This is a genomic window from Novosphingobium pokkalii (assembly GCF_014652855.1).
GTDB classification, from domain to species: Bacteria; Pseudomonadota; Alphaproteobacteria; order Sphingomonadales; family Sphingomonadaceae; genus Novosphingobium; species Novosphingobium pokkalii.
The window spans coordinates 80,735-100,192 of the sequence record NZ_BMZP01000009.1 but is presented as its reverse complement, the minus strand read 5'-3'; the positions used below and the strand labels follow the sequence as shown (position 1 = coordinate 100,192).

The 19,458-nt window shown below is 66.8% G+C and carries 17 protein-coding genes; 9 read left to right on the top strand and 8 right to left on the bottom strand.

Features of this window, described 5'->3' with window-relative positions; all coding sequences use genetic code 11:
- Positions 1–6: 6 nt before the first annotated feature.
- Positions 7–1,200, bottom strand: a complete 1,194-nt coding sequence (locus IE191_RS11475; RefSeq protein ID WP_191324496.1) for an aromatic ring-hydroxylating oxygenase subunit alpha — start codon at positions 1,198–1,200, stop codon at positions 7–9.
- Positions 1,201–1,367: 167 nt separating this feature from the next.
- On the opposite strand from IE191_RS11475, the gene IE191_RS11470 reads away from it, so the two are divergent.
- Positions 1,368–3,047, top strand: coding sequence for an AMP-binding protein (locus IE191_RS11470; protein ID WP_191324495.1), 1,680 nt, complete (start codon positions 1,368–1,370; stop codon positions 3,045–3,047).
- Here IE191_RS11470 and IE191_RS11465 read toward each other — a convergent pair.
- Positions 3,001–4,143, bottom strand: coding sequence for an AI-2E family transporter (locus tag IE191_RS11465; RefSeq protein WP_191324494.1), 1,143 nt, complete (start codon positions 4,141–4,143; stop codon positions 3,001–3,003). The genes IE191_RS11470 and IE191_RS11465 overlap by 47 nt on opposite strands.
- A 164-nt stretch (positions 4,144–4,307) precedes the next feature.
- Positions 4,308–5,117: an SDR family NAD(P)-dependent oxidoreductase gene (locus tag IE191_RS11460; RefSeq protein WP_191324493.1), complete on the bottom strand. Its 810-nt coding sequence runs from the start codon at positions 5,115–5,117 to the stop codon at positions 4,308–4,310.
- Between the two features lie 135 nt (positions 5,118–5,252).
- Between IE191_RS11460 and IE191_RS11455 the strand changes: the two genes are divergently transcribed.
- Both IE191_RS11455 and IE191_RS11450 read left to right on the top strand, forming a co-directional pair.
- Positions 5,253–6,014, top strand: coding sequence for an SDR family NAD(P)-dependent oxidoreductase (locus tag IE191_RS11455; protein WP_191324492.1), 762 nt, complete (start codon positions 5,253–5,255; stop codon positions 6,012–6,014).
- A 62-nt stretch (positions 6,015–6,076) separates the two neighbouring features.
- Positions 6,077–7,708: an oleate hydratase gene (locus IE191_RS11450; protein WP_268249432.1), complete on the top strand. Its 1,632-nt coding sequence runs from the start codon at positions 6,077–6,079 to the stop codon at positions 7,706–7,708.
- A 47-nt stretch (positions 7,709–7,755) separates the two neighbouring features.
- Here the strand turns inward: IE191_RS11450 and IE191_RS11445 are convergent, their stop codons facing one another.
- A complete protein-coding gene (locus IE191_RS11445; RefSeq protein ID WP_191324490.1) occupies positions 7,756–8,790 on the bottom strand; it encodes an NADP-dependent oxidoreductase in 1,035 nt (344 codons plus the stop codon).
- A gap of 186 nt (positions 8,791–8,976) precedes the next feature.
- Between IE191_RS11445 and IE191_RS11440 the strand changes: the two genes are divergently transcribed.
- Both IE191_RS11440 and IE191_RS11435 read left to right on the top strand, forming a co-directional pair.
- On the top strand, positions 8,977–11,265 hold the full coding sequence (locus IE191_RS11440; RefSeq protein ID WP_191324489.1) for a TonB-dependent receptor: 2,289 nt from the start codon (positions 8,977–8,979) through the stop codon (positions 11,263–11,265).
- A 35-nt stretch (positions 11,266–11,300) separates the two neighbouring features.
- Positions 11,301–12,080: an SDR family NAD(P)-dependent oxidoreductase gene (locus IE191_RS11435; protein ID WP_191324488.1), complete on the top strand. Its 780-nt coding sequence runs from the start codon at positions 11,301–11,303 to the stop codon at positions 12,078–12,080.
- Positions 12,081–12,100: 20 nt separating this feature from the next.
- Here IE191_RS11435 and IE191_RS11430 read toward each other — a convergent pair whose 3' ends face one another.
- Together IE191_RS11430 and IE191_RS11425 are read right to left on the bottom strand one after the other, a co-directional pair.
- Positions 12,101–12,892 (bottom strand): ThuA domain-containing protein, encoded by a 792-nt coding sequence (locus IE191_RS11430; protein ID WP_191324487.1) that lies wholly within the window; start codon positions 12,890–12,892, stop codon positions 12,101–12,103.
- A complete protein-coding gene (locus IE191_RS11425) occupies positions 12,892–13,320 on the bottom strand; it encodes a nuclear transport factor 2 family protein (protein WP_191324486.1) in 429 nt (142 codons plus the stop codon). The genes IE191_RS11430 and IE191_RS11425 overlap by 1 nt, the downstream gene beginning before the upstream one ends.
- Before the next feature lie 363 nt (positions 13,321–13,683).
- On the opposite strand from IE191_RS11425, the gene IE191_RS11420 reads away from it, so the two are divergent.
- Together IE191_RS11420 and IE191_RS11415 are read left to right on the top strand one after the other, a co-directional pair.
- Positions 13,684–15,144 carry a GH1 family beta-glucosidase gene (locus IE191_RS11420; protein ID WP_191324485.1) on the top strand — a complete coding sequence of 487 codons (1,461 nt, stop codon included), beginning with the start codon at positions 13,684–13,686 and terminating at the stop codon, positions 15,142–15,144.
- Positions 15,145–15,148: 4 nt separating this feature from the next.
- Positions 15,149–16,144, top strand: coding sequence for an alpha/beta hydrolase (locus IE191_RS11415; protein ID WP_191324484.1), 996 nt, complete (start codon positions 15,149–15,151; stop codon positions 16,142–16,144).
- A gap of 104 nt (positions 16,145–16,248) precedes the next feature.
- On the opposite strand, the gene IE191_RS11410 is transcribed toward IE191_RS11415, so the two are convergent.
- On the bottom strand, positions 16,249–16,608 hold the full coding sequence (locus IE191_RS11410; RefSeq protein WP_191324483.1) for a Rieske (2Fe-2S) protein: 360 nt from the start codon (positions 16,606–16,608) through the stop codon (positions 16,249–16,251).
- Positions 16,609–16,622: 14 nt separating this feature from the next.
- Positions 16,623–17,663, bottom strand: coding sequence for an NADP-dependent oxidoreductase (locus IE191_RS11405; protein WP_191324482.1), 1,041 nt, complete (start codon positions 17,661–17,663; stop codon positions 16,623–16,625).
- A 142-nt stretch (positions 17,664–17,805) separates the two neighbouring features.
- Here IE191_RS11405 and IE191_RS11400 point away from each other — a divergent pair, with 142 nt between their 5' ends.
- Positions 17,806–18,213 carry a nuclear transport factor 2 family protein gene (locus tag IE191_RS11400; RefSeq protein WP_191324481.1) on the top strand — a complete coding sequence of 136 codons (408 nt, stop codon included), beginning with the start codon at positions 17,806–17,808 and terminating at the stop codon, positions 18,211–18,213.
- A gap of 23 nt (positions 18,214–18,236) precedes the next feature.
- The gene (bktB, locus tag IE191_RS11395) at positions 18,237–19,436 is read left to right on the top strand and encodes a beta-ketothiolase BktB (protein ID WP_191324480.1); all 1,200 of its coding nucleotides are present in this window, start codon (positions 18,237–18,239) and stop codon (positions 19,434–19,436) included.
- Positions 19,437–19,458 lie beyond the last annotated feature (22 nt).

Below are 19,458 nucleotides of genomic sequence, written 5' to 3'. Positions count from 1 at the left end.
GCCCTCTCACATCACCGGCTTGGGCAGCGTGGCATCGTCTTGCAGATACCAGTTGAGCCATTCGTGGAAATACTGGTTGCCGCGTTCGTTGCGCCCGAACACCAGGTTGTCGTGCGCGCCGCTTTCCAGGCCTTTCTGGATTTCCATGCCGATCACATAGTCTTCCTGGTAGGTCACATCGCGGAAGAACTCGATCATCTGTTCCACTTGGGCGCGGTCTTCCTCGTCGCGGATGGGTTCGCGCCGCAGATAGTGCAGCACGGTGCGGTTGCGATCGGGCGTCGGGCCGGGGAACAGTTGCGCCACCTGGGTGATCTCGGGCGCGAGGAAGGCCGAGACATTGGGAAACAGGATGCGCACGAAATCGAAGCCGTTGTTTTCCTGGTCGCCCCAATCCTCGCGCGGCACGTCTTTCAGCGCTTCGGCAATGCGGTGCTGGGGAAAGCCGATGCGCATCGAGGGGCCGAACCCTTCGTAGAACGTGCGGTTTGCCGGGGTGCGCGGCTCGATCGTGGCGGGATGGAGCGAGGCGAAGTGATAGCCTTCGAGATAGCCGTCGAACGCGATTTTCCAGTTGGCGCCCTCGATCGTGCGGCTACCGAGGTAGGCCCAGTTGGCAAAATCGACGCTTTCGAAATCGTCGAGGAAGCCCTGGAAATAATCGTCGAGGTCCAGCGGGGCATTGGGCGTGAGCGCCACGAAGATCATGCCCGCCCGTTCTTCGCAGGGCAGGGCACGCAGGGCGAGGCCGGCCTTGTCCACGTCGCCGAACGTGGTGCTTTCGGCAATGCCCAGCAGCTTGCCGTCCTGGCCATAGGTCCAGCCGTGATACTTGCAGGTGAAGCGCGCGCACTTGCCGTGTCCTTCGGCCGCCACCGGGGCGCCGCGATGCGAGCAGACGTTGAGGAAGGCGCGCACCTGGCCGGCCTTGTCCCGCACGATCAGCACGGGCAGGCCCATCGCGTCCATCGCCTTGTAATTGCCCGGCTCGGGCAGTTCGGCGGTGAAGGCCAGCATCAGCGGCACGCGGCGGAACACCAGTTCCATCTCGGCCTTCCACTGATCAGGATCGGTATAGCTGGCGGTGCGCACGCGCGCCACCTGTTGGGCCTGATACGTGCTCTTGTGCTCGACGTAATCCAGCATGATTTCGGCAATGTCGCCGATCCGCTGGCGCCGCTCGGCCCGGTCGTTGTTCATGGTGCGGCCTCTCCGTGGTTTATAGTGTTTCCGCTTTCCCCACACGCTGCCGCAGGCCAAACGCCTTGCCAAGCTGGGACAGGTGACAGGTTCCTCGCATTTTGGCCAAGTGGACTTGCGCGCGCCAACGGGCGAACAAGCGGGAAATGGGCGAGGCAGAGAGGATCATGGAGAACAGCGCCGAATCAGGGCTGGAAGCGAGATTGGCGCCGCGCCGGGTCTGGCCAAGGGTGCCCGCCCCGCACCAGGTGGAATTTGCGCGGCAGAGCCTGTGGCCGGTAGAGACGATTGCCGATCGCGCGGCCACCCTGGCCTTGGCCCGGCCCGATGATCCGTGCCTGATCGACGAGGCGGGCACGGTCTCGTTCGCCGCGCTGTGGGCCGATGCCCAGGCGCTGGCTGCGGCGCTGCGCGCGCGCGGATTGCTGCCGGGTGAGGTGGTGGCGTTCCAGTTGCCCAACTGGCGCGAGGCGGCGGTGCTCAACCTGGCCTGCGCGCTGGCCGGGCTGGTGGTCAACCCGATCGTGCCGATCTATCGTGACGCCGAATTGCGCGTGATGCTGGGCGATTGCGGCGCCCGTGCGCTGTTCGTGCCCACGCTGTTCCGCAAGGTGGACTATGCCGCCATGGCCGCGCGGGTGCGGGCGGATCTTCCCGCGCTGGCTCATGTGTTCACCGTTCGCGGGGAAGGGCCGGACGATTTCGCCGCGCTGGTGGCGGCCGGGCGCGCCTTGCCCGATGCGCGCGTGGCGGTCGATCCGATGGGCGTGAAGATGGTGCTCTACACATCCGGCACCACGGGGAGGCCCAAGGGGGTGCTGCACAGCCATGCCACGCTGGGCCGGGTGATCGGCCAGAGCGCGGCATTCTGGGGCTTGCAGGCGGGTGATACGATGCTGATGCCCTCGCCGGTCACGCATGTCTCGGGCTATGCCAATGGCCTGGAAATGCCGCTGGTGGTGGGCACCTGCACCGTGCTGATGGAAAGCTGGCAGGCGCAGGCAGCGCTGGCGCTGATCCCGCAGCACCACGTGGTGGGCACGGTGGCGGCCACGCCGTTCCTGGTGGAGCTGGCCGCTGCCGCGCGGGCAGCGGGCGAGACGCTGCCCAGCTTGCGCTTCTTTGCCTGTGGCGGCGCGGCGGTGGCGCCCGAAGTGATCCACCAGGCGCGCGGCGCCTTTGCCCGCTGCGCGCCGTTCCGCGTGTTCGGCAGTTCCGAAGTGCCGCTGGTCAGCTTTGGTTGGCCCGACAACCAGGCGCGCGCGGCGCAGACCGACGGGCGGATCGTCGATTATGCCGTGCGCATCGTGGACGAAGCGGGCAACGACCTGCCCGATGGCGCCGAGGGCGAAATCCTGGCGCGCGGGCCGGCAATGATGATCGGCTATGCCGATGCCGCCGAAACCGCCGCCGCGATCGACGCGCAGGGCTTCTTTCGCACCGGCGACCTGGGCGTGCGCGATGCCGATGGCGCGATCACCGTGACCGGGCGCAAGAAAGACCTGATCATCCGCGGCGGGGAAAACATCTCCGCAACCGAGATCGAGCAAGTGCTGGCCACCCATCCCGCCGTGGCCGATTGCGCGGTGGTGGCCATGCCGCACGCGCGGCTGGGCGAGGGAGTCTGCGCTTTCGTGGTGGCGCGCGCGGCGGTGAAAACGTCAGAGCTGGCGGCGCACGTGGCCGCCAGTGGCCTGGCCCGGCAGAAGATTCCCGAGCGGTTCGAGATGGTCGAGGCGCTGCCCCGCACCGCCGCCGGCAAGATCCGCAAGGATCAACTGCGCGCGCAGATCGCCGCGATCATTCAGGCAGAGCAGGACCAACCGCAGGATCGGCAGCAGGATTGAGCGGCCCCTGGTGCGCGCCCACCCATTCGCGCCACAACAGCATCAGCACCGCAACCAGCGCCGGGCCGATCACCAGGCCGATCAGGCCCCAGGTCTCGATCCCGCCCAGGATCGCCAGCAGCACCCACAGGAACGGCAGCCGCGTGGCGCCGCCGATGAACACCGGGCGCACGAAGTGATCGGCCACGAAGATCACCACGCCGCCAAACACCAGCACGCCAACTGCCGCCGCAGCCTGGCCCGCCGCCCCGAGCAGCGCGGCGGCAATCCCCACGGCGGCGACGGCGCCGAGCGGAATGGCCGAAAGCAGCGCGGTGAGCACGCCAAGCAGCGCCGCATGGGCAACGCCCGCCAGGCCATAGGCCACGCCCATCAGCACGCCTTCGCCAAAACCGATGATGATCAGGCCATTGACCGTGCCGCGCACCGCCAGCATCGCCTGATCGGCCACGCGCACCCCCGCTTCGCCAAAGGCGCGGCGCGTGCCGATGCGCAGGGCATGCGCCACCCGCGCGCCATCGCGCAGCAGGAAGAACAGCGTCAGCAGCATGAAGCTGATCAACAGCACGCGATGCGCCACCAGCCCGAGGATGCGTTCCCCGCTGGCAAAATGCAGGTGCCGCGCCTGGAGCGAGAGGCGGTCGATCGCTTCGGGCGTGGCCAGGGTCTGTTGCCACCACGCCGCCAGGTGATCGCCATAGGGCAGGTGCGCGACGAAATCGGGCACCGGCACCCCTTGCGCATGGGCCTGGGCCAGCCACTGCGTCACCGCCATGCTGTCGTGCGCCACGGCCACCGCCACCATGGCCAGGGGAATGACGAAGACCAGCAGCACCAGCAGCGTGAAGGCCGCCGGCCAGACCAGCCCCTGTCCGCGCGGCCAGCGCCGCGCCGCTGCCTGGTGCAGCGGCCATAGCGACACGGCCAGGATCACGCCCCAGCCCAGTGCGGGCAGGAACAGGCGCAGGGTCCACACCCCGGCCAGCGTCAGCAGGGCAATGGCAACCAGGCCGGTCAGCCGTTGCGCGCGGGTGGCATGGTTGGGTGCGTCTGCCGTCCAGGTGCCGGGCGCGTCGTCTTGGTGGGGGGCTTGCATCACGTCTGCCTAGCGCAGTGGCGGGCGGGGCGCCAGTTGTGCGGCGTGGGTTCAGGCATCCACCACCCCCCCGACCCCCTCCTCTAAAGAGGAGGGGGCTTTTAGATCAGTGCCTTAACTCCCCCTCCTCTTCAGAGGAGGGGGTCGGGGGGTGGTGCGAAGCCTCAGGCGACGCCTGCCCCAGCCCCCGCCATCGCCGCCGCCATTTCCTCGCGCGTGGGGTTGCGGCGCAGGGTGAGGCCGCCGTTCACTTGCAGGTTTTCCCCGGTCATGAAGCATTCGTCGCTGGCCAGGAACACGGCCGCCGCGGCGATGTCGTCGCTCGTGCCGATTCGGCCGAGCGGATAGCCTGCCAGGAAGCTGTCGAACAGGCCGGGGACGGCCTTGGCCTGGGCGGTCATCGGTGTTTCGGTGAGGCCGGGGGAGATCGAATTGGCGCGGATGCCCTCATGGCCGAATTCGTGGGCGACGCAGCGCACCACGTGGTCGGTGCCGGCCTTGGTGCCCATGTAGGCGGCATGATCGTTGAGCATGATCGTGGCCGTGGCGCTGCTGATCTGGATCAGGCTGCCCCCGCTGCCGCCCTGGCTGCGCGCCATCTTGCGGATCATGGCCTGATAGAACTGGAACGGCCCGACATATTGCAACGCGGTAATGGTATCGAGTTCCTCGCGCGTGGTGTCCAGGAACGGCTTGAGCAGGCCCCAGCCGGTGGCATTGACGGCAATGTCGATCCCGCCCAGCACATCGACGGCGGCATTGGCCAGCGCGGCGAGGCTCGCTTCGGCGGTGATGTCGCAGGGTGCCCAGTGGCACTGGTGGGCATTGGCGAAATCGGCCAGCACGCTTTCCTTGCGCCCGGCGACCAGCACTTGCGCGCCCTCGTCCAGAAAGCGGCGGGCGATGTGCTGGCCCATGTTGCCTTCGCTGCTGGCGCCCAGAACCACGGCGCGCTTGCCGTTCAACCTGCCCATCGTGCTCTCCCGCATCGCGTCTCGTTTGGCGCTTGCTAACACAGGCGGGGCAGGGCCATTCCTCTCCAAAAGGGCAGTGGTTGGCGCAGGCCCCCATGCGCCACTCTGCCCCGGCGCAGACAAGGAAAAAAGACCATGGACCTGGGATTGAAGGGGAAGAAGGTGATCCTCACCGGTGGCAGCCGCGGCATTGGCCGCGCCACGGTGGAGCTGTTCGCCGCCGAAGGCGCCGACGTGGCGTTCTGCTCGCGCAATGCCGACCAGGTGGCGGAGACCGCCGCTGCGCTCGCCGCCCATGGCGGCAAAGTGTTTGGCACCGCCTTCGACATGGAAAGCGGCCATGATGCTTATCGCGCTTGGCTGGCGCAGGCGCGCGACGCGCTGGGCGGCTGCGACATCTTCGTGCCGATGATTTCAACCAGCGGCGCGGGCGCCACCGGCGATTGGCAGAAGGGCCTGGATTACGACATCATGGGCCTGGTGATCGGCATCGAAGTGCTGGAAGAAGCGCTGGCCGCATCGGGCGAGGGCAGCGTGGTGGTCACCGCCAGCACGGCGGGCGTGGAAACCTTCATCGTGCCGCAGGGATACAACGCGCTGAAAGGCGCGCTACTGGTTCATGCCGGGCAATTGAGCCAGGCGCTTGGCGCCAAGGGCATCCGCGTCAACTGCGTGTCGCCCGGCCCGATCCGCTTCCCCGGCGGCAACTGGGAAGCGATCGAGGGGCTGATGCCCGAACTCTATCAGGCCACGCAGGCGCAGTTCGCGCTCGGCCGCTGGGGCGGGCCGGGGGAAGTGGCACGCACGGTGGTGTTCCTGGCCAGCCCGGCCTCTTCGTTCACCACCGGCACCAACGTGGTGATCGACGGCGGCTATACCAAGCGAGTGCAGTTCTGATCGCCAAAATACCGGTACATCTTGCGCCATATCAACGATTTCGGTGATCGGCCGGATATCCCTTGCCGGGTGGGCGCGCTGGCGCCCCTGGCAAGGGATGTGCGGCAATGAAGGCGTATTTCATCGGCAGTGGCATCGGCGCGCTGGCAGGCGCTGCCTTTCTGGTGCGCGACGCGGGCGTGGACGGGCGCGAGATCACCATCTTTGAAAAGCACCCGCATGTGTTTGGCGGTGCGCTCGACGGGGCGCGGCTGCCCGATGGCGCCTATAGCCTGCGCGGCGGCCGGATGCTGACGACCGAGCATTACGAATGCACCTGGGCCTTGCTCGATGGCATCCCCGATCTGGCCGCTACCGACGGCGACGGCACGCCTTCGGTGCGGGCCCGCACGCTGGATTTCAACAAGGCGCACGTGGCCCATTCGCAGGCCCGCCTGATCGACCGCCACCGCCATCGCATCGATGTGCGGCACATGGGCTTTTCCATGGCCAATCGCCTGGAACTGGTGCGCCTGCTGGAAGCGAGCGAGGAGCGCCTGGGGGACAGCCGCATCAGCGACTGGCTGTCGGAAGCGTTTTTCGAGACCAATTTCTGGTACATGTGGCAAACCACGTTTGCGTTCCAGACCTGGCACAGCGCGGTGGAACTGAAGCGCTATCTGCATCGCTTCATGAACGAGTTTCCGCGCATCGAGACGCTGGGCGGGGTCAAGCGCACCGAATTCAACCAGTATGATTCGATCGTGCGCCCGCTGGAACAGTGGCTCACCGCGCAAGGCGTGAACTTCGTGGGCAACACGATGGTGACGGACATCGCGATCGACACGCGCGAGACGGCGCAGGGCCGCAGCCACATCGTCACGTCGCTGGCCGTGGCGCGCGACGGCCAGGCCGAAACGATCGCGATCGATCCCGATACGCTGGTGTTCTTCCAGAACGGATCGATGACCGATGCCACCAGCCTGGGCAGCCATGAAGCCCCCCCGCCCAAGCTGACCAAGGCCGACAGCCAGGGCTGGGCCTTGTGGGAAAAGATCTCGCAGGGCCGCCCCGAATTCGGCAATCCGGCCGCGTTCAACAGCTCCATTCCCGAAAGCCTGTGGGAAAGCTTCACCGTCACCTGCCGTGACCCGGCGTTCTTCGAGGCGATGCAGGGGCTGAGCGGCAATGCCGCCGGCACGGGCGGGCTTGTCACCTTGCGCGATTCCCGCTGGCTGATGTCTGTCGTGCTCTATCACCAGCCGCATTTCCGCGACCAGCGCGCCAACGAGATGGTGTTCTGGGGCTATGCCCTGCATCCCGACCGGATCGGGGATTTCGTGGCCAAGCCGATGAGCGATTGCAGCGGCGCGGAGATCCTGCGCGAGCTGTGCGGCCATCTCAATTTCGATCCGGCGGTGTTTGCCACGGCCACCTGCATTCCCTGCCGTCTGCCCTACATCACCTCGATGTTCATGCCGCGCCGTGCTGGCGATCGCCCGGCGCCGGTGCCGGCCGGATCGCGCAACCTGGCCTTTGTCAGCCAGTTCGTCGAACTGCCCGACGATGTGGTGTTCACCGTGGAATATTCGGTGCGCGCGGCGCAGACGGCGGTCTATGCGCTGGCCGGGGTGGACCGCGCCGTGCCGCCGATCACCCGCCACGATCACAAGCCGGCGGTGCTGGCCGAAAGCCTGGCCAAGGCCTTTGCCTGAACCGGGCCGAGCCCGGTGCCGACACGCGGCGCCGGGCTGCGAAAGGCCTAATCCACCGCCAGCACAAGCTTGCCGGTGTTGGCGCCGGTGAACAGGCGCATGAAGGCATCATAGGCGTTGTCCAGCCCGTGCTGGATATCCTCGTCCACGCGCAGGCGCCCTTCGCCCAGCCATTGCGCCACGGCGGCGCCACCTTCGGCAAAGCGGGGGACATAGCCGGCGATGAGGAAGCCCTTGATCGTCGCCTGCTTGACGATCACCTGCCACAAGTTGCGGATGCCGATCTTTTCGGGCGCGTTGTATTCGCTGATCAAGCCGCACAGCACCACGCGGGCGTGGAGCGCCAGGTTGAGCAGCACCGCGTCCATCACGTCGCCGCCCACGTTCTCGAACAGGATGTCCACGCCATCGGGCGCGGCGGCGGCGACTTCGGCGGCGAGCGCGTCCACCGCCTTGCCCCGGTCGTCGATACCCTTGTAGTCGATCGCCACGTCGAAGCCATAGTCCTCGACCAGGCGGCGGCACTTTTCCGCGCCGCCGGCAATGCCGATCACGCGCAGGCCCAGGATCTTGCCGATCTGGCCGACCATCGATCCCACCGCACCCGCCGCGCCGGTGACCAGCAGGGTCTCCCCGGCGCGCGGCGCGGCCGCGTCGGTCAGGCCGAAATAGGCGGTGAGGCCCACCGCGCCCACGGCCGAAAGATAGCGTGAGGGGCGGTCCACGATCGACACGTCGATCTTGCTGGTAAACCCGCCGGGCGTGACCACCGAATAGTCTTCCACACCGTTGAGGCCCAGCACCCAGTCGCCAGGCGCGAAATCGGGATGGCGCGACTCGTGCACCACGCCGACCGTGGTGGCGCGCACGGGCTCGCCCAGGGGGATCGGCGGCATGTAGCTGGGGGCGTCATCCATCCACCCGCGCTGCGCCGGATCGAGCGAGATGTAGCGGTTGCGCACCACCAGGCCCCCCTCGGGCGCGGTCGGCACGGGGCCGGTTTTCAGGCTGAAATCGTCACGTTGTGGCGTGCCGTGTGGTCGCTTTTGCAACAGGAAACGGCGGTTTTCCAACGGGTTCATCATGTCTCTCCCAAAATGGACCGGCCGCGCGGGGACAGCGGCAGATTGTTGGTTGCAGCTTGGCCCAAACGCTCGCGCAAGCACCTATGATTTGTTGCAGTAGGTGCCCATGCCTTCGCCCGCTTAGGTTCCACACATCAAAGGGCAAGAACCCTGCGCCGATAAAGAACCTGGGGGAGTGAGAGGATGAAAGCCTGCTTTGGCAATCGTGCTGCGTGCGTGCTTCTGGCCGGGGTCAGCCTTCCGCTGATGCCCGGTCTGGCGATGGCGGACGAGGCGCCTCCCGCCGCCAGCCCACAAGCCGACAGCGCGGTGTCGCAAGACACCAACGCGATCATCGTGACCGCCCGCCGCCGCGCGGAATCGCTCCAGACCACGCCGGTGGCGATCACCGCGGTCAGCGCGGCGATGCTGGAAAACAAGGCTGCGGTGAACATCGGTGACTTGCAGGGCGCCGCGCCGGGCCTGCTGATCACCCAGCAGAATTCGGGCGCGCAGGCGGCCAACCTGTCGATCCGTGGCCTGACCTATGCCGATATCGAAAAGAGCCAGACGCCCACGGTGGGCGTGGTGGTGGATGGCGTGACCATCGGCACCAACACCGGCCAGTTGCAGGATGCGTTCGACATCGCGCAGATCGAAGTGCTGCGTGGCCCGCAAGGCACGCTGTTTGGCGCCAACACGATCGGCGGCGTGGTCAACATCACGCGCAGCAAGCCGACCATGACCGCAGGCATGAAGGCCGAGTTCACCTATGGCCGCTGGAACACCTGGTCGGGCAAGGTGATCGGCAATTTCGGCAATGGCGAGACCATGGGCCTGAAGCTGTGGTATTTCCACAACCAGAGCGACGGCTTCTATCACAATGCCACCTACAACCGGCCCGATGGCGGTTCCAAGGGGGACAGCTTTGGCGGCACGATCCTGTTCAAGCCGGCCGATTCCGATTTCACTGCGCAGTTCACCATCGAGAACGTGATCCAGTCGTTCACCCCGGCGGTGAGCAACCTCGCGAAGACCGGCGAAGTGTTCTGCGCCTTTGAACCGGCGGCGGAATGCAACCGCAACACCACCACCGATCTTTACACCACGTTCGGCCAGCCAGCGCTCAGCAATTATCACGCGCCCGATGCCACGCTGGAAATGAACTATAGCCTGGGCAGTGTGAAGCTGACCGCGATCACCGGCTGGCGCCACAGTGCCGAGCGCCAGACGCAGGATTTCGACGGGTCTTCCACCGATCTCTACTATGTCGATCGCATCCAGAACTACACGCAGTGGAGCCAGGAATTGCGCGCCGCCGGCAACCTTTTCCAGGGCTTCGACTATGTGATCGGCGGATTCTATTTCAACAGCAAGTACGATTTCAAGCAGTGCTCGCGCGTGTTCGGTTTTTCGCCCAATACCCCGCCCTGCACATTCGATGCCGCGCCGCAGATCGAAAACGCCAAGTCGGAAAGCTATGCCGCCTTTGCTGATTTCAACTGGGCCGTGGTGGACAAGGTGCGCCTCTCGTTCGGCGGGCGCTGGTCGCACGATTACAAGTATCTGGCCAATGGCTTCCTCGGCGCGCCGTTCCCGCCGGGTTCGGCCAACTTCTCCAAGTTCACGCCCAAGGTGGGGATCGACTATCGCCCCAGCAGCGATGCCATGGTCTATGCAAGCTGGTCGCGCGGCTATCGTTCGGGTGGGTTCAGCCCACGCGCGGGCGACGCCAACTATGCCACCAAGCCGTTCCAGCCCGAAACGCTCGATTCCTATGAAGTGGGCGCCAAGCTTGACCTGTTCGACCACCGCCTGAACATCAACCTGGCCGGCTATATCTCCGACTACAAGAACATGCAGCAAAACACGACGATCCCGTGCACCTGCTCCACCGGCAATCAGACGATCACCAGCAACGTGCCGGGCGGCGCGCTGATCAAGGGGATCGAGTTCGACGGCTCGCTGCGCGTCAGTTCCAATTTCAAGATCACCGCCTCGGCCGCGCTGATGCAGTCTCACTTCCGCCGCTTCGTGGTGGGTGGCCTGGTCGGCACCACGATTACCCCGTTCGATTATACCGCCAACCGCCTGATCTATGCGCCGACGTTCTCCGGCTCGCTGAGCGGCGACTATACCGTGCCGACCGATTTCGGCAGCGTGGTCGCCTCGGCCTCGTGGCGCCATATCAGCCCCTATGACGAGCAGATCTCGATCGCATCGAGCACGGCCGGCACGACCGCGCTGGGCAGCAGTGGCCAGATCGTGAGCGGCAACGATCCGCGCGTGCGCACGGTGACGCAGGATCTGGTCGATGCCAGCCTGACGCTCAATTTCAAGCTCAACAAGACCGACGCCTATGTCCGCGTGTTCGGCCGCAACCTGGCCGATATCCGCACCACCACCCACGCCTTCACCGTGGCCGGGCTGTGGTCGTTCGGCATGGCGCTGGAGCCGCGCACCTATGGCGGCACGATCGGCTTCAAGTTTTGAGAACCGGGGGCGGTTTGCATGAGAAAGGAAGCAGCATGAAGCGCTTGGAAGGCAAGATTGCCCTGGTTACCGGCGGGGCGTCGGTGCCGGGCCTGGGCAGCGCCACTGCGATCCGCTTTGCCCAGGAGGGCGCGCAGGTCTATGTCACCGATCGCGACCTGGATGGCGCGGAAAAGGTGGCGCAATCGATCCGCGATGCCGGCGGACAGGCGACCGCGCTGGCCCACGATGTCACCTCGGAAGCCGATTGGGACCGGGTGATCGCGGCGATCGACGCGGCCGATGGCGCGCTGGACGTGGTGGTCAACAATGCCGGGATCGCCGTGCTCGGCGAATTCGACAAGGTGACCACTGCCGATTGGCTCAAGCAGAACGACGTCAATCTCAACAGCGTGTTCCAGGGCACGCAGCGCGCCTTCGTGATGATGCGCCGTCCGGGTGCCGATGGGCGCCCACGCGGCGGCTCGATCATCAACATCTCGTCGGTGGCCGGGCTGATCGGCGTGCCGGGCTGCGCGGCCTATGCCGCCAGCAAGGGCGGGGTGCGCCTGTTCTCCAAGGTCGTCGCGCTGGAAGGCGCGGCCGATGGCATCCGCTGCAACACCGTGCATCCGGGCATGATCGCCACCAATATCCAGGGCGTGGCGCTGGAAGACAACGCGGCGAACTATGATGCGGTGATGGCCCTGGTGCCGATGGGTTACATGGGCGCGCCCGAGGATATCGCCAACATGAACCTGTTCCTCGCCTCTGACGAGGCGCGCTATGTCACCGGCGCCGAATTCGTGGTCGACGGCGGGATGACCGCGCGTTGAGCGATGCGCTGGGTGGCGGCTTACTGTCCCGCCACCCAGCGCATCGCATTGCGCACCAGCGTGCGATAGGCGGCATTGTCCCAGGCGCCGGGGCCGTCACCCGGCTGGAGATAGACCAGCCGGCTGGCCAGTGCCTGTTTCGCCCAGCCGATCAGCGGCTGCACGGGCGGATGGTCCCACCCCTCGTTTGCAAACATGTGCCCGCGCACGGCAAGATCGGCCGACCAGAAATGGTCGCGCGTGAACGGCGCGTCGCAGGTCAGCAGTGGCACGACATCATCGGCAAAGACCTGCGCGAGATAGAGTTCGTCCTGCAAGGCAAAGTGTGGGGGCAAGCCCTGCGTGACGGGATGGGGCAGGGTGCTCGCAGTGTAGGCCACGTCGTGGCGATAGCCACTATCGGGCGCGGGGGCGTCGCGCACCATGGCCGGGCGATAGAGGAACTGCCCCCCAAGCCATTCGTGATACTCGGCCCAGGTGGGCCAAGCTGCCAGCGCATGGTGCAGCGCGACCACGCCTTTGCCCTGTTCCAGCAGCGCACGGAAACCGGCCTGCAATGGCGCGGGCGGGTCCACGAAGACGGGCGGTTCCGCAGCCTCGAAATCGAGGCCTGGCATGTCGTAGAGCACCAGCACGTCGAAATCGCGCATCCCTTCGGGATTCATCAGCAGGGCGGCGGCGGGCTGATCCACCATGGTGGCCGAAACGCCGTCCATCGCCTGGAACATCACATCGAACCCGCTGCGATCGAACGGATGGCCGCGCACTGCCACCAGGGCGCGCAGCGCGGCGTGGTGGCGGATGATCGGCATCAGAGACCCTTGGCGCCGATCTGCCGGTGGATATTGCGGAACGTGCGCGCCTGGAAATACCAACGGCCGTCGATCTTCACGCATGTATCGTCATACCGCCCGCGATCGCGGTGCACGCCATCGGGCCAGTCGTAGACTTCGGCCGTGTAGGACCGCATCGTGGCGCGATCGCCCTCCACCACGATGCTGCCCGGCCAGGCTTCGAACTGGATGCCCGGATAGTGCTTCATCGCTTCGGTCCACATCGCCACGATCGCGGCGCGCCCCTGCGTGGTGCCGATCTCGGGATAATCGGGCAGCGACCACTGCGCGTCTTGCGCCCAGGTATCGCCCCAGGCCTGCGCATCGTAGCGGGTGACGGCATCGGCATAGGTTTCCAGCAGTTCGCGCAGCGCCAGGCGATCTTCGGCGGGGCCGGTAAAGGGCATGCAGGTCTCTCCCGTTATGGCTTTGCCCGCAAGCATAGCCCGACGGGTGAAGGCGGGCGCCTAGCGCATTGCACAGGCGGGGGCTTCGACAGGCTCAGCCCGAACGGAGATGAAAGTCTTCTCCCCCTCCTCTTCAGAGGAGGGGGTCGGGGGGTGGTGCGGGGCATGGCGTGAGGGTTCCACCACCCCCAACCCCCTCCTCTGAAGAGGAGGGGGCTTTCAGGCATCCATCCCAAAGCATACCTTTGCGCAAAACTCGGGCATTGTCATCGAGGGCAATGATAGCGTAACCATTGCCGATGACACGGGGATTTGGAACGGCGCCGACGCCGCGCCCCGGACCGCCTTGAGGAAGAGGATAGCATGAGCAGAATCAGCCGTCGCGATCTGGGCCGTGGCCTGGGTGTTGCCGCCCTTGGGGCTTCTGTGGGGGGCGTGCCGCCGGTTCTGGCGCAGGCCGCGCCTGCTGGCGGGATCGGTGGGGATGCCGGCGCCTTTCCGGCCGACTTCCAGTGGGGCTGCGCGACCGCGGCCTATCAGATCGAGGGCGGCGTCAAGGAAGACGGGCGCGGCGCCACCAACTGGGACGTGTTTTCGCACACGCCGGGCAAAGTCGCGCGGGGCGATACCGGCGATGTCGCCTGCGACAGCTATCACCGCTATGCCGAGGATATCGGCCTGCTCAAGGCGCTGGGCGTCAAGGCCTATCGCTTTTCCGTGGCATGGTCGCGCATCTTTCCCGAGGGGAAGGGCAAGCCCAATGCCAAGGGCCTGGATTACTACAACCGCCTGATCGATGGCCTGCTGGCGGCGGGGATCACCCCGCACATGACGCTGTTCCACTGGGACTTGCCCGCCGCGCTGCCGGGCGGCTGGCAGAACCGTGACACCGCGCTGGCCTTTGCCGACTATGCCGGGTTCATGGCCGGCAAGGTGAGCGACCGCGTGAAGCATTTCATGACGGTCAACGAACTGCGCTGCTTTACCGATCTGAGCTACATGACCGGGGGCAAGGCCCCTGGCCTCAAGCTGCCGATGGGCGAGGTGAACCAGGTGCGCCACCATGGCGTGCTGGCCCATGGCCTGGGCGTCCAGGCGATCCGCGCCCATGCCCGGCCGGGCACGCAGGTAGGCCTGGCCGACAATGCCACGATCTTCGTGCCCGCGCTGGAAACGCCCGAGCACATCGACGCGGTCAAGCGCGCGGTGCGCGAGGAAAACGCCATGTTCCTCACCGCGATCATGGAAGGCCGCTATATCGACAGCTATCTGGCCGCGCAGGGCAAGGATGCGCCCAAAGTGCAGGCCGGCGACATGGCCGCGATCGGCAGCCCGCTCGATTTCGTGTCGGTCAACATCTACACCGGCAACACCGTGCGCGCCGATGTGACCAAGCCGGGCGGCTATGAAATCCTGCCGCACTTGCCGCAATCGCCGCGCATGGCCTCGCCCTGGCTCTATGTCACGCCCGAGGTGATGTATTGGGGCCTGCGCACGATCCACGAATTGTGGCAGCCCAAGGCGCTCTATGTCTCGGAAAACGGCTGTTCCGCCGATGATCCGGTGGCGGCCGACGGCAAGGTCTATGACGCGGACCGCGTGATGTACTTGCGCAATTACCTCACGCACCTGCAACGCGCAACGCGCGAAGGCCTGCCGGTGAAGGGCTATTTCCTGTGGAGCCTGATGGACAATTTCGAGTGGGAGGACGGCTATACCAAGCTGTTTGGCATCCACCATGTCGATTTCGCCACCCAGAAGCGCACGCCCAAGATGAGCGCGGACTGGTATCGCGAACTGATCCGCACCAACCGGCTGGTCTGATCCGATGCGCGACGTAAACCCCTCGCGCCGCGCCCTGCTGGGCGGGCTGGCCGCATTGAGCGCGGCAACCACCATGGCCAGCCAGCGCGCCAGCGCCGGCCCCACTGCGATCCACTATGGCGGGCCATCGATCCCGCTGTGGCCCGGCGCCGCACCCGGGGCGCCCAAGGTGCTGCCCACCCGCCGCATCGAGCAGCGCAGCCAGAGCGCCGATTTCGACGATCGCTGGCTCTATGGCGTGGCGGCACCCACGCTAGAAGTGCGGCGGCCCGCGTTCCAGGATGGCTCGGCCGTGATCCTGGTGCCGGGCGGTGGCTATGGCTTCCTCTCGATCGACAACGAGGGCGAGGAACAGGCCAACTGGCTGACCCGGCGCGGCGTGACCTGCTTCATCCTCTATTACCGCCTGCCTGATGAAGGCTGGGCCAATCGCGGCTTGGTGCCCTTGCAGGACGCGCAGCGCGCGATCCGGCTGGTGCGCCATCGCGCCGGGGAATTCGGCATCGATCCGGCGCGGGTGGCGGTGCTCGGCTTTTCCGCCGGGGGGCATCTGGGCGGCAGCCTGGCGACACGCTTTGCCGAAAAGACCTATGCCCCGGTGGACGCGGCCGACGCACTTTCGGCGCGGCCGGACCTCACCGGGCTGATCTATCCGGTCATCACGCTGAGCGAGAGCTTCGTCCACGCCGGATCGCGCGACAACCTGCTGGGCAAGGGCGCCAGCCTGGCCGCCGCGCAGGCGGGTTCGGTCGAGCGGCTGGTGAGCGACCAGACCCCGCCCGTGTTCCTCACGGCCGCGTCTGATGACGGACTGGTGCCGATCGCCAATTCCTTGGCGATGTATCAGGCCTTGCTCGCCAAGGCCCGGCCGGCGGAATTCCATGGCTTCGACCAGGGCGGCCACGGCTTTGGCGCGCGCCTGCCGCAAACCGTGCCGGCCCATGCCTGGCCCGACCTGTTCCATGCCTTTGGCCAACGGCACGGGGTGTTCAAGGGCTGAAGCCGGCGCGTGCCGGGAAGGGGCTTCGACAAGCTCAGCCCGAACGGGTGCGGGGATATGTTTGCGCACTTCCGTTCGCCCTGAGCTTGTCGAAGGGCGCCAGCTCAGCCCGGCAAGTCCACCGGCGTTTCGTCCATTCCCGGCGGCGTGGTGGGCACCGCCACTTCCACCACGCCAGCGGCCTCGCGCACCGGAAACTGGCGCAGCGCGGGATAGGCGCCGCCGATGCAGCGGCCATCGGCGAGGTCAAAGCGCGCACCGTGCAGCGGGCACATCAGCGCGCCGCGCCGGATGCGGCCGGTGGACAGGCGCGCGGCGGCATGGGTGCAGCGGTCGTTGACCGCCACGATCGCACCGTCGTGGCGCGTCAGCAGCACCTGCCAGCCATTGACGGTGTGGACGCTGGCCTGTCCTTCGACAATGGCCTCGGCGGGGCCGATCGGGTGCCAGGCTTGGGTTTCCACGGTGTCCTGCTCCTTCAAACTTCCACCAGGGTCTTGCCCGTGGTGTGCCCCTGCATCAGCGCGATGAACGCGGCCGGCAGGGCTTCGAAACCATGGTGCAGGTTTTCCAGCGGCACAAGCTGCCCGCTGTGGTGCAGGCGATCGAGCGTGGCTTGCGCCTCGGCCAGGCGATCGGCGTGATCATAGGTGAGAAAGCCGCGCAAGGTCAGGCGCTTGACCACCAGTTGCCACAACTGGGTGACGCCATGGGGATGATCGGCGTGGTTGTATTGCGCGATCATGCCGCACAGCGGGATGCGCCCGCCTTCGCGCATGCGCGGCAGCACGGCATCGAGCAGCGGGCCGCCGACATTGTCGAAATAGACATCGAAGCCTTGCGGCGCGGCAGCATCGAGCGCGGCGGCCAGCGTGGCCGGATCGCAGCGATGGTCGATCGCCACGTCTGCCCCCATCCGGCGCACCAGCGCGGCCTTGTCCGGCCCGCCCGCCAGGCCGACGACGCGGCAGCCCATGGCGCGGGCCAGTTGCACCACGGTGCTGCCGGTGGCGCCGGCCGCCGCGCTGACCAGCACGGTATCGCCCGGCTTTGCCTGTCCCACCGCGACCAGGCCGATCCAGGCGGTCAGCCCGACCGGCCCGAGCGCGCCCATATAGGCGCGCAGCGGCACGCCGGGCTGCGGATCGACGCGTTCCAGCCCCAGCGCATCGGGGCCGATGACATAGTGATCGGACCAAGTGCCGAGCACCCGCACCAGCGTGCCGACCGGCCAATCGGCGTGACGGCTGGCCACCACTTCGCCCAGCGACATGCCGGTGACCGGCGCACCGAGCGCGACCGGGGGCAGATAGGACGGGCGATCATCGAGAAAACCGCGGATCGCCGGATCGACCGAGCCGACGCGCATGCGCACCAGCATCTGCCCTTCGCCGGGCTGGGGCATCGGCGTTTCGACCAGTTCGAAGCAATCGGGTGTCGGCACGCCCACCGGGCGGCGGCGCAGCACGATGTGCCGGGCACGATCTGGCAGGTGGGGCGCGGTGTGGGGTTGCGGCATCCGTCTTTCCCGTCGTTTTTGCTCTCTGGCCCGCTTGATAGGCGCGTGGTGGGGGAAGGACGCTCTAGCTTTTTCGCTAGGTGGCGTGGGCCATGCCGGCGCCGATGATAGGGGTATAGCAGCGGGAAGAGGAACGCCGGCCATGACGCCTGCCGAAATGATCGCCTTTGTCGAGGAACTCTATGCGCTTACCGCCAGTGGCCAGTGGGACGCGGTGGCCGCGCGGCTGACCGACGATTTCGTGGTGGTGGAGGCCGATGGCCTGCCGATGGCCGGCACCTATCGCGGGGTGCAGGGCCTGCAAGACCTGTTCACCAAGGTCATGGGCCTGATGGACGTGGTGGCGATGGACCGGGTGGAAACCACCGCCGGCAAGGACCACGCGGTGACGATCCTGTCGCTGCGCTTTGCCGATCCCGCGCTCAAGCCGGCCGAGCTGTGCGAGCTGTTCCGCTTCCGCGACGGCAAGGCCTGCGCGATCATTCCCTATTACTTCGATCCCGCCCCGGTGCTGGCCGCAACCGCCGCCAAGCGCGCCGCGCTGGCGTGACCCTGCAAGGATCAATTCCGACAATGACCGACCAATCCCCGTCCCCCGACGACATCCTGATCCTTGGCCCGGTGCGCACCGCAATCGGTGACTTTGGCGGCGCACTCAAGGGCTTTGCCGCCGCCGATCTCGGCGCGAAAGTCATGGCCGAGGCGGTGCGCCGCGCCGGGCTGGAACCGCATGACCTGGGCCATGTGGTGATGGGCCAGGTGATTCCGTCGAGCGGCAAGGATGCCTATCTGGCGCGGGCCGCCGCGCTCAAGGCGGGGGTGCCGGTGGAAGTGCCCGCGCTCACGGTCAACCGGCTGTGCGGCTCGGGCCTTCAGGCGATCATTTCCGCCGCGCAGATGATGCAACTCGGCGAGGCCGACATCACTCTGGCGGGCGGCGCTGAAAGCATGTCGAACACGCCCTATCACGATCATGGCCAGCGCTGGGGCCGCAAGATGGGCGATGCCACGCTGGTCGATGCGCTGGTGGAAACCCTGTCCGATCCGCTCGATGGCTGCCACATGGGCATCACTGCCGAAAACGTGGCGGCGCGGCACGGCATCTCGCGCGAGGATCAGGATGCATTGACCGTGGAAGGCCATGCCCGCGCCCTGCGGGCGATTGCCGAGGGGCGCTTTGCCGACCAGATCCTGCCGATCGAACTGGTCAGCCGCAAGGGCACCACCCTGTTCGACACCGACGAGCACCCGCGCGCGGGCACCACGGCGGAAGGGCTGGCGGCGATGAAGCCGGTGTTCCGCAAGGATGGCACGGTCACCGCCGCCAATGCCAGCGGCATCAACGATGGCGCGGCGGCGATGGTCCTGGCGCGCCGCGCGGTGGTGGAAGCGCGCGGGCTGGCGCCGATGGCGCGCATTGTCAGTTGGGGCCATGCCGGGGTCGAGCCGGCCTACATGGGCATCGGCCCGGTCAAGGCGGTGCCGATCGCGCTGGCCCGCGCCGGGCTGACCCTGGCCGATATCGACGTGATCGAGGCGAACGAGGCCTTCGCCGCGCAGGCGCTGGCCGTGGCGCGCGCGCTCGGTTTCGATCCGGAGCGGGTCAATCCCAATGGCAGCGGCATTGCCCTGGGCCATCCGGTTGGCGCCACCGGGGCGATCCTGGTGGTGAAGGCTGCGCACGAATTGCGCCGGACGGGCGGGCGCCGCGCGCTGGTGACAATGTGCATCGGCGGCGGGCAGGGTATTGCGATGGTGATCGAAGCCGCCTGATTACATGCGTAATGCTGGATAT

Excerpts from the sequence above, each read along its gene's own strand:
- IE191_RS11460 (WP_191324493.1), bottom strand. The coding sequence starts at position 5,117 with ATGGGCAGGTTGAACGGCAAGCGCGCCGTGGTTCTGGGCGCCAGCAGC.
- IE191_RS11420 (WP_191324485.1), top strand. The coding sequence starts at position 13,684 with ATGAGCAGAATCAGCCGTCGCGATCTGGGCCGTGGCCTGGGTGTTGCC.
- IE191_RS11440 (WP_191324489.1), top strand. The coding sequence starts at position 8,977 with ATGAAAGCCTGCTTTGGCAATCGTGCTGCGTGCGTGCTTCTGGCCGGG.
- IE191_RS11400 (WP_191324481.1), top strand. The coding sequence starts at position 17,806 with ATGACGCCTGCCGAAATGATCGCCTTTGTCGAGGAACTCTATGCGCTT.
- IE191_RS11465 (WP_191324494.1), bottom strand. The coding sequence starts at position 4,143 with ATGCAAGCCCCCCACCAAGACGACGCGCCCGGCACCTGGACGGCAGAC.
- bktB (WP_191324480.1), top strand. The coding sequence starts at position 18,237 with ATGACCGACCAATCCCCGTCCCCCGACGACATCCTGATCCTTGGCCCG.
- IE191_RS11435 (WP_191324488.1), top strand. The coding sequence starts at position 11,301 with ATGAAGCGCTTGGAAGGCAAGATTGCCCTGGTTACCGGCGGGGCGTCG.
- IE191_RS11455 (WP_191324492.1), top strand. The coding sequence starts at position 5,253 with ATGGACCTGGGATTGAAGGGGAAGAAGGTGATCCTCACCGGTGGCAGC.
- IE191_RS11415 (WP_191324484.1), top strand. The coding sequence starts at position 15,149 with ATGCGCGACGTAAACCCCTCGCGCCGCGCCCTGCTGGGCGGGCTGGCC.
- IE191_RS11405 (WP_191324482.1), bottom strand. The coding sequence starts at position 17,663 with ATGCCGCAACCCCACACCGCGCCCCACCTGCCAGATCGTGCCCGGCAC.
- IE191_RS11425 (WP_191324486.1), bottom strand. The coding sequence starts at position 13,320 with ATGCCCTTTACCGGCCCCGCCGAAGATCGCCTGGCGCTGCGCGAACTG.
- IE191_RS11445 (WP_191324490.1), bottom strand. The coding sequence starts at position 8,790 with ATGAACCCGTTGGAAAACCGCCGTTTCCTGTTGCAAAAGCGACCACAC.
- IE191_RS11475 (WP_191324496.1), bottom strand. The coding sequence starts at position 1,200 with ATGAACAACGACCGGGCCGAGCGGCGCCAGCGGATCGGCGACATTGCC.
- IE191_RS11430 (WP_191324487.1), bottom strand. The coding sequence starts at position 12,892 with ATGCCGATCATCCGCCACCACGCCGCGCTGCGCGCCCTGGTGGCAGTG.
- IE191_RS11470 (WP_191324495.1), top strand. The coding sequence starts at position 1,368 with ATGGAGAACAGCGCCGAATCAGGGCTGGAAGCGAGATTGGCGCCGCGC.